At 68.5% G+C, this 8,579-nt stretch carries 7 protein-coding genes; 1 reads left to right on the top strand and 6 read right to left on the bottom strand.

Annotation, left to right across the window (positions count from 1 at the left end; all coding sequences use genetic code 11):
* The 6 genes from V7778_RS24700 to apbC form a co-directional block, all read right to left on the bottom strand.
* A partial coding sequence (locus V7778_RS24700; RefSeq protein ID WP_335560243.1) for an aminotransferase class I/II-fold pyridoxal phosphate-dependent enzyme occupies nucleotides 1-1,349 on the bottom strand: 1,349 nt, incomplete at its 3' end.
* Between the two features lie 53 nt (nucleotides 1,350-1,402).
* Entirely contained in the window at nucleotides 1,403-1,768 is a 366-nt protein-coding gene (locus V7778_RS24695) for an EAL domain-containing protein (protein WP_335560242.1), read from the bottom strand.
* The gene (locus V7778_RS24690; RefSeq protein ID WP_335560240.1) at nucleotides 1,768-2,064 is read right to left on the bottom strand and encodes a hypothetical protein; all 297 of its coding nucleotides are present in this window, start codon (nucleotides 2,062-2,064) and stop codon (nucleotides 1,768-1,770) included. The genes V7778_RS24695 and V7778_RS24690 overlap by 1 nt, the downstream gene beginning before the upstream one ends.
* A gap of 231 nt (nucleotides 2,065-2,295) precedes the next feature.
* Nucleotides 2,296-2,586 (bottom strand): hypothetical protein, encoded by a 291-nt coding sequence (locus V7778_RS24685; protein WP_335560239.1) that lies wholly within the window; start codon nucleotides 2,584-2,586, stop codon nucleotides 2,296-2,298.
* Between the two features lie 93 nt (nucleotides 2,587-2,679).
* Complete coding sequence (locus tag V7778_RS24680; RefSeq protein ID WP_335560237.1) at nucleotides 2,680-4,893, bottom strand: hybrid sensor histidine kinase/response regulator; 2,214 nt, start codon at nucleotides 4,891-4,893, stop codon at nucleotides 2,680-2,682.
* Between the two features lie 230 nt (nucleotides 4,894-5,123).
* The gene (apbC, locus tag V7778_RS24675; protein WP_335560234.1) at nucleotides 5,124-6,212 is read right to left on the bottom strand and encodes an iron-sulfur cluster carrier protein ApbC; all 1,089 of its coding nucleotides are present in this window, start codon (nucleotides 6,210-6,212) and stop codon (nucleotides 5,124-5,126) included.
* Between the two features lie 159 nt (nucleotides 6,213-6,371).
* On the opposite strand from apbC, the gene metG reads away from it, so the two are divergent.
* Nucleotides 6,372-8,522: a methionine--tRNA ligase gene (metG, locus tag V7778_RS24670; RefSeq protein ID WP_335560232.1), complete on the top strand. Its 2,151-nt coding sequence runs from the start codon at nucleotides 6,372-6,374 to the stop codon at nucleotides 8,520-8,522.
* Nucleotides 8,523-8,579 lie beyond the last annotated feature (57 nt).

The following is an 8,579-nucleotide window of genomic DNA, read 5'->3' as shown; positions in this document are numbered from 1 at the left end:
CCAGGACCAGGACCAGCACCAGCACCGACACCAGCACCAGCCCGCGTTGCGGCCGCGCCCAGCAGCCGCGCCGCACGCCGCACCTGGGCCGGCGTATGGTTGGCCATCAGTTGCAGCCGCAGGCGCGCCGCGCCCAGCGGCGCCCCGGGGTACTCGACCGGGTTGACGAATACCGCGTCGCGCGCCAGCAGCATGCCGGCGATGCGGGCGGCCGCTTCCGTGCCCATCCAGACCGGTACGATGGGCGAAGGCTCGCCCAGGCAGCGCAGGCCGCATTCCGCCAGCAGGGCGCGCAGTTCGACGGCATTGCGCATCAGGTCGGCGCGCAAGCCGTCGCCTTCGCTGGACGCGACGATGCGCAGGCTTTCCAGCACCACTGCCGCCTGCACCGGCGACAAGGCGTCGGAAAACATGTGCGGCCCCGCGTAGAGCTGCAGCTGGCGCCGCGCCGGCCGCTCGGCGCAGGCGACGAAGCCGCCGTTGGCGGCGAAGGTCCTGGAAAACGCGCCCAGCACGACGTCGATCCGTCCCTGCATGCGCTGGGCTCCGATCACCCCGAGCCCGCCCGGCCCCATGGCGCCCAGGTCGTGCGCCACGTCCACCAGCAAGGTGGCGCCGTATTCGCGGCACACGTGCTGCAGCAGCGGCAGGTCCGGGCTGTCGGCATCCATGCTGAACAGGCCCTCGGTCACGACCAGGATCGCGTTGGCGCTGTCGCGCGCGCGGATCCCGGCCAGCAGCTCGCGCACGTGGTCGCAGTCCAGGTGACGGTGCGCCAGCACGTTGCGGGTCGCCGCCGCCGCGCCCTGGCGCAGCGAGGCATTGGCCAGCTGGTCGATCACCACGTAGTCGGCGCCGTGCACCAGCGCCGTGATCGCGCCGAAGGCGGCCGCCCAGCCGGTCGGGAACAGCACCACCTGGCTCAAACCGAGCAGTTCGGCCAGGGCCTGCTCCAGCTGGAGCGAGTAGCGCGTGTTCCCCAGCAGGACCGCCGAACCCGCGCTGTGCGGCCCGGCCTCGCCCAGGGCGCGCAAGGCGGCATCGGCGATCGCGGGGTGGGCCGCCAGCGACAGGTAGTCCTGGGAGGCGAAATTGATCCCGCGCGCGGCCGCCGCCCCACCGTCGCCCACGGTGGCACGCGGTTCGGGCGGGCCTTCCAGCACGCGCGCGCAGGGCCAGACGCCGTGGCGGGCGCGCAGCGCACACCAGGCGTCGAGCGCCGCGCCGCGGCGCAGCAGGTCTGGGCCGCGCGGCTGCGCGAACTGGGCCACGTTGCCGTCGAGGGCGCCCGATGCGGAAAGCAGGGGCAGGTCCTGGGCAGGGTCGAAAGGAACGGTTTCATTCAGCACGGGGTCCTCCAGCATTCTAGGGAATAAACGCTTGGCGCCAGGGGGCGCGGCGATCAGGCGGGCAGCGCCGCCTGCGGCTGGCGCACCAGCAGCGCGGCGACCTTCTCGGGCGCGAGCGGGCGGCCGAACAGGTAACCCTGGGCCGCGTCGCAGCCCATGGCGCACAGGTCGAGCAGCTGCTCCTGGATCTCGACCGATTCGGCGATCACCGACAGGCCGAGGCGGTGCGCCATCGCGACGACGGTTTCGGCGATCGCATACGAACGGGCCCGCCCTGCCTGCGCGCCCAGGCGGCGCACGAACAGCCCCTCCATCTTGAGGATGTCCACCGGCAGCTCGCACAGGTAGTTCAGGCTCGAATAGCCGGTGCCGAAATCGCCGATCGAGATCACCACGCCGGCCTGGCGCAGGCGGTTCATCACGGCGCAGTTGGCGAGAGTTCGCGCGCGGCAGGGATGCAGCCGGTGGCGCGCAGCACGGCGGGCGCCATCAGCATGCAGGCGCAGCACGGCATGATCTCCACGGCCGCCGTCTGCAAGCCCAGCAGCCAGCAGGCCAGCGCATACAGCGGCCCCGCGGTGCCGGCCATGACGGCGGCATTGACGACGTTCCCGGCGCGCGCCGTCACGGCGGCGTCCTGCTGCAGCGGGGCCGGTATGAAACGGTGGATGCGCTGTAGATAGCGTCCGCCCCGGCCCGCACGATTGTCGTTCATCTGGTTCCCATCCCGCACCCTGGCGCCTTGGCAAGACGCTCCAAGAACCGAGTTTAGGTAGGAAATATCCGGGTGACTTTAATTCTGAACAGAAAGGCGTCGGAAAGGAGCGGGAGCGGGAGCGGGAGCGGGAGCGGGAGCGGGAGCGGGAGCGGGAGCGGGAGCGGCAACAGTGCGCCGGCCCTCAGGGCCGCGCGGCCGGATTCAGGGAGGGCTCGACATTGCACAAGGTCACCACGGCCCGGTATTGGGTATCGTCCAGCGTAAATCCGGGCGCGCCCGGGGCGGATAGCTGGCCTTGATCGGCATGGCCGACGCCATCCGCGCTTCGAAGGCGGTGCGCAACCAGCCGGCCAGCGCCTGCGGCTTGCGTTCCGGCGCTTCGCGCAGGATGCGGGTGACGGCCTGGAAGTGGGAGGGATGCCCGCGGTGCAGCTGTTCGAGCGCGCCAGGCGCATCCAGGTCCACCTGGCGGCGGGCCTCGGCGCCAACGGAGCCGCACAGCACGGCGCTGGCGAACAATCAAGCCGGTTTGATGGTCATGGCATTCTCCCTGCGGGCTGGAGTCAGCGTACTCCGCCCGCTCGCCGTGCGGCAGGCGGGTCCCTGCCGGGGCTAGGCGCCGCCCGCCTGCCGCGCGATCCGCCCGAGCAGGTCCAGCAGCTCGGCCGCATCCACCGGCTTGACCAAGTGATGATGGAAACCCGCCGCGCTGGTCGATGCGCGGTCGCTGTCCTGGCCATAGCCGGTGACGGCGACCAGCACCGCGCCGGCGGCCTGCGGCATGGCGCGCAGCCGCCGGGCGAGGGCCAGTCCGTCGACATCCGGCAAGCCGATATCGAGCAGGAAGACTTGCGGACAGCTGGACGCTGCAGCCTCGAGCGCCGAGGCGCTGGTGTACAAGGCCAGCGCCGGGTAGCCCCAGGCCTGCAGCAGGCAGGCCTGGGCGTCGGCCGCGTCGCGGTTATCGTCCACCACCAGCATGCTCAGCGGCTGCCCGGCCCGGTCCGCCGGCGCCGGGGCGGCCGGCGTTTCAAGGCCGGGCGGCCGCTGTTCGAGACGCGGCAGGTGGAGCGTGAACCGGCTGCCCTTGCCGGCGCCGTCGCTGTGCACCGCGATGGCGCCGCCATGCGACTCCACCAGGCTGCGCGCCAGGGCCAGGCCGAGCCCCAGTCCGCCCTGCACCCGGTCGGGTGTGCGCCGCCCCTGCACGAACAGGTCGAACACCCGTGTGGCGAGCTCGGCATCGATCCCGATCCCGTTGTCGGCCACCGTCAGCTCGACCTCGTCCGCCAGCATGCGCATCCGCACCCGCACCGTGCCGCCCTCGGGCGTGAACTTGCCGGCGTTGACCAGCAGGTTGACCACGACCTGGACAATACGCTTGCGGTCGGCGCTGACCAGCGCGGGTTCCGGCGGCAGCTCGACTTCCAGCCGGTGGCGGCGCGCATCGAGTTGCGGCGCGGCCTGCTCCAGCGCTTCGGACACCACGTAGCGCAGGTCGAGCGGGGCCCGGGACAGCGCGACCAGTCCGCGCGTGACCCTGGCAACATCGAGCAGGTCGTCGATCAGGCCTTTCATGTGGCCGACCTGGCGCGCGATCACCGCCGCGGCCTGGCGCACGCGCTCCGGGTCCTCGGCCGCCACCGCCAGCAGCTGCGCGGCCGCGCTCACCGGCGCCAGCGGATTGCGCAGCTCGTGGGCGAGCATGGCCAGGAATTCGTCCTTGGCGCGGTTGGCGTGGGACAGCTCGGCGACCAGCGCCTCGCGTTCGCGGTAGGCCTGCTCCAGCAGCTGGCGCTCGGTCGCATCGCGCGTGAAGCAGCGGCTGTAGCGCAGCTGGCCGTCCTCGAAGCAGGCGTTCGAACTGATGACCACGTGGCGCAGCGTGCCGTCCTTGCAGCGCAGGCGCGCCGGCTGGTCGTGCAGCGTGTCGCCCGCCTTCAGGCGGCGCAGGATGTCGTCGATGACGTCCTGGTCTTCATGGAATTCGGCGATGTGGCGCCCGACGTATTCTTCCCAGCGGTAGCCCAGCAGGGCCAGCTCTGCCCCGTTGGCCCACAGGATGACGCCGTCCGGTCCGACCCGGTGCAGGCCTTCGGCGGCGTTTTCGACGAAGTCCACCAGTTCGCGCTCGCGGTGCCGCAACGTCTGCTCGGCTTCGCGGGCGCGGGCGGCCTCGCGGCGCAGGGCCTGGTTCTTCTGCTCGAGGACGGCGAGCTGGCGGTACAAGTCCTGCGGCCCCTCCGCCGGCGCGCCGCCTTCCCGGCCAACGTGGTCGTGCTCGCAGCAGACGCGGTGGAAGTGCGCGGCCAGGTCTTCGGTCGGAAACAGATGCCAGGGATAGGCGCAGAACAGGGAAAAACGGCAAGCCTCGCCCAGCTCGTTCCATAACTGCTCGAGCCGCACGGCCGCGTCGTACAGGCCTTGCTCGCACAGCAGCGCGACCATCTCGCCGAAGGCATGGACCGGCGCGCCGGATGCGCAGGCCCGGCGCACCGTGGCCCCGACCACCGCCTCGAAGCGCTGCGCGTCCGGCCAGCCGCCGACCATGAATCGGTCCAGCGTGTCGGCCGCGTCAAGCAGGATGAGTTCGCCCGGAAACCAGCCGGGCCGCCCCTCCGGCGCGCCGAAACCCGCCAGCTGCTGCCGCAGGCTCGCGAGGTGTCCGGGCGTGGCGATGACGATGGCCGCGCCGCCGCCGCGCAAGCCCCGGTCGAGGAATTCGGCGACTTCCGCCAGCACCGTCGCGGCATCGTGATAGAAACGCACGACGTGCCTGGGCACGGATGCATGGTCCTGCACCGGGATCTGCACACTGGTCGACAAGGCGGACTCTCCCTAGGGACGGACCGGGAAACTGATGCCCGGCGCAGCCTGGCAGCCGGAACGGCGGTCCGTCGACTATTTCCAAATTGCATGAAAGCAATGCCGGTCATCATAGCACCGCGACCCAGCCGCACACGCGGCTGGGGCAAATTCAGAGTTTTCCTACAAGTCTTCGGAGAGAGGCGGGACAGATGCGCAGCAGCGTCCAGGCCCGCAGGCCTGGGGGGGTGTCAGTCGTTCTTGACGACGATGCTCGGGAACTTGGCGCTCATGTCCTTGGCCTTGTCGGCCACCTTGATGGCGATCCTGCGCGCGATCTGTTTGTAGACCGCGGCCACGGCGCCGTCCGGATCGGCCACCACGGTCGGACGGCCGGAATCGGTCTGCTCGCGGATCGACATGGTCAGCGGCAGCGAACCCAGGAAGTCGACGCCGAAGTCCTGGCACATCTTGGCGCCGCCGCCTTCGCCGAAGATATGCTCCACGTGGCCGCAGTTCGAGCAGATGTGGGTCGACATGTTCTCCACCACGCCCAGGATCGGGATGCCGACCTTCTCGAACATCTTGAGGCCCTTGCGCGCGTCCAGCAGGGCGATGTCCTGCGGGGTGGTGACGATCACGGCGCCGGTGACCGGCACCTTCTGCGACAGCGTCAGCTGGATGTCGCCGGTCCCCGGCGGCATGTCGACGATCAGGTAGTCCAGGTCGCGCCAGTTGGTCTGCTCGAGCAGTTGCTGCAGCGCGCCGGTAACCATTGGGCCGCGCCAGACCATGGGCTCGTCCGGGTCGATCATGAAGCCGATCGAGGACACCTGCACGCCGTGGTTCTCCAGCGGCTCCATGGTCTTGCCGTCGCGGCTCTCGGGACGGCCATTGATCCCCAACATCATGGGTTGCGAAGGACCGTAGATGTCGGCGTCCAGGATGCCGACGCTCGCGCCTTCGCTCGACAGGGCCAGGGCCAGGTTGACGGCGGTGGTCGACTTGCCGACCCCGCCCTTGCCGGAGGCGACGGCGATGATGTTCTTCACGTTCGGCATGACCTTCAGGCCGCGCTGGACCGCGTGGGAGACGATCTTGCTGTAGACCTTGGCGCTGACATTGCCGGCGCCCGGCAGCGCCTTGACGGCGGCCACGACCTGCTCGCGGATGCCCGGGATCTGGCTGGCCGCCGGATAGCCCAGCTCGATCTCGAAGCTGACATCCGCGCCGTTGACCTGGACGTGCTTGACCGACTTGGACGCAAGCAGGTCTTTCTGGGTGTTAGGATCGATAACCGCCGACAGGGCCGCCTTGACGTCGTTCTCAGTGATGCTCATGTAGATCTCCGGATGTAATGGCCGAAAGTGTAGCGCAAAACGCACTTCACCCTCTTGCCGGAATGGCAAAATCGGCCGCCACGCGAGCAATACCCCCTGCGCGAACAAGGCCATCCGCTGTTAAAATGCTTCTTTTCATATAACCAGAGCGTCTCGACCATGACCCGCAAGCTGTTTGTCACCACTGCCCTGCCCTACGCCAACGCAGCCTTCCATATCGGCCACATGATGGAATACATCCAGGCCGACATCTGGGTCCGCTTCCAGCGAATGCAGCGCGATGGTGGTATGCAGCGCCAGGTGCACTTCGTCTGCGCCGACGACACCCACGGCACCCCGATCATGATCGCCGCCGAGAAGGAAGGCATCACGCCCCAGGAGTTCGTGGCCAAGATCGCCGCCGGCCGCCCGCAGTACCTGGACGGCTTCCACATCGCCTTCGACAACTGGTATTCGACCGATTCGCCGGAAAACGTCGAACTGTCCCAGGGTATCTACCGCAAGCTGCGCGATGCCGGCCTGATCGTCACCAAGACCGTCGACCGCTTCTACGACCCGGTCAAGGGCATGTTCCTGGCCGACCGCAACATCAAGGGCGAGTGCCCGACCTGCCACGCCAAGGACCAGTACGGCGACAACTGCGAAGTCTGCGGCGCCGCCTACCAGCCGACCGAGCTGATCAACCCGTTCTCGGTGTTCACGGGCTCGACCCCGGTCCTCAAGCCCTCGGAGCAGTACTTCTTCAAGCTGTCCGACCCGCGCTGCTTCCAGTTCCTGAAGGAGTGGCTGAACACTCCGGGCCGCCTGCAGCCGGAAATGGTCAACAAGGTCTCGGAATGGCTCGGCGAATCGGGCGAGAAACTGGCCGACTGGGACATCTCGCGCGACGCGCCCTACTTCGGCATCCCGATCCCCGATGCGCCGGGCAAGTTCTTCTATGTGTGGCTGGACGCGCCGGTCGGCTACCTGGCCTCGCTCAAGAACTACTTCGACAAGCAGGGCCTGGACTTCGAGGCCTTCCTGAACGACCCGCAGGCCGAACAGCTGCACTTCATCGGCAAGGACATCGTGTCCTTCCACCTGCTGTTCTGGCCGGCGATGCTGAATTTCTCGGGCCACCCGATCATCGACAAGCTGAAGGTCGCCGTCCACGGCCACCTGACCGTCAACAACGAGAAGATGTCGAAGTCGCGCGGCACCGGCATTTCGCCGCTGCGCTACCTGGAACTGGGCATGAACCCGGAATGGCTGCGCTACTACCTGGCCTTCAAGCTCAACGCCCGGGTCGAAGACCTCGACTTCAACGGCGAAGACTTCGTCAACCGCGTGAACAGCGACCTGATCGGCAAATACGTCAACATCGCCAGCCGCTGCGCCGGCTTCATCGCCAAGAAGTTCGACGGCAAGCTGGCCGACAGCCTCTCCGGCGATGCCAAGGGCTGGATCTGCAAGGCCCTGATGAGCGAAGGCGTGGAGCGCCAGGCCAGCATCGCCGCCAGCTTCGAGGCGCGCGAGTACGGCAAGGCCCTGCGCGAGATCATGGAGATCGCCGACGTCACCAACCAGTACGTGGACGAGAACAAGCCCTGGATCCTGGCCAAGGACGAAACCAGGCTGGCCGAGCTGCACGACGTCTGCACCACCGCCCTGATCCTGTTCCGCCAGCTGACCGTCATGCTGTCGCCGGTGCTGCCGCAGGTGGCGGCGCGCGTGTCCGAGTTCCTGGGCGACGCCGAGCTGAGCTGGGCCGACACCCACGGCGCGGCCGTCTACGAGACCATGCTGGGTCGCACCATCGGCGCCTACAGCCACCTGATGCAGCGCGTGGACGCGAAAATGGTCGAGAATCTCTTCGACAAACCGGCCGGCGCTCCGGCGGCCGGCGCTCCGGCCGCGGCTCCGGCCGCAGCCGACACCGCCGCGCCGGCCGCTGAAGCCGCGGCGTCGGGCGACATCGAAGAACTGGCCCCGGAAATCTCGATCGACGATTTCACCAAGATCGACCTGCGCGTAGCGAAGATCGTCAACTGCGAACACGTGGAAGGCGCCGGCAAGCTGCTGCGCCTGACCCTGGACGTGGGCGAAGGCCGCTACCGCAACGTATTCTCGGGCATCAAGTCGGCCTACAAGCCGGAAGACCTGGTCGGCAAGCTGACCGTGATGGTGGCCAACCTGGCCCCGCGCAAGATGAAGTTCGGGGTCTCGGAAGGCATGGTGCTGTGCGCCTCCGCCGCCGACGAGAAGGCGAACCCGGGCCTCTACCTGCTCGACCCGATGCCGGGCGCGACGCCGGGGATGCGGATCCGCTAAGGCCGAGCAGCCCAAACGCATTTGCTTAGTTTGCTTATGCCCGTCGTCCCCGCGAAG

The organism is Massilia sp. DD77 (genome assembly GCF_036961685.1).
Taxonomy (GTDB): domain Bacteria; phylum Pseudomonadota; class Gammaproteobacteria; order Burkholderiales; family Burkholderiaceae_D; genus Telluria.
This window is presented reverse-complemented; position numbering and strand designations above follow the sequence as displayed.

What these genes read in the sequence shown, in the direction of transcription:
- V7778_RS24695 (WP_335560242.1), bottom strand. Translation starts at nt 1,768, where the DNA reads ATGAACCGCCTGCGCCAGGCCGGCGTGGTGATCTCGATCGGCGATTTC.
- metG (WP_335560232.1), top strand. Translation starts at nt 6,372, where the DNA reads ATGACCCGCAAGCTGTTTGTCACCACTGCCCTGCCCTACGCCAACGCA.
- V7778_RS24690 (WP_335560240.1), bottom strand. Translation starts at nt 2,064, where the DNA reads ATGAACGACAATCGTGCGGGCCGGGGCGGACGCTATCTACAGCGCATC.
- apbC (WP_335560234.1), bottom strand. Translation starts at nt 6,212, where the DNA reads ATGAGCATCACTGAGAACGACGTCAAGGCGGCCCTGTCGGCGGTTATC.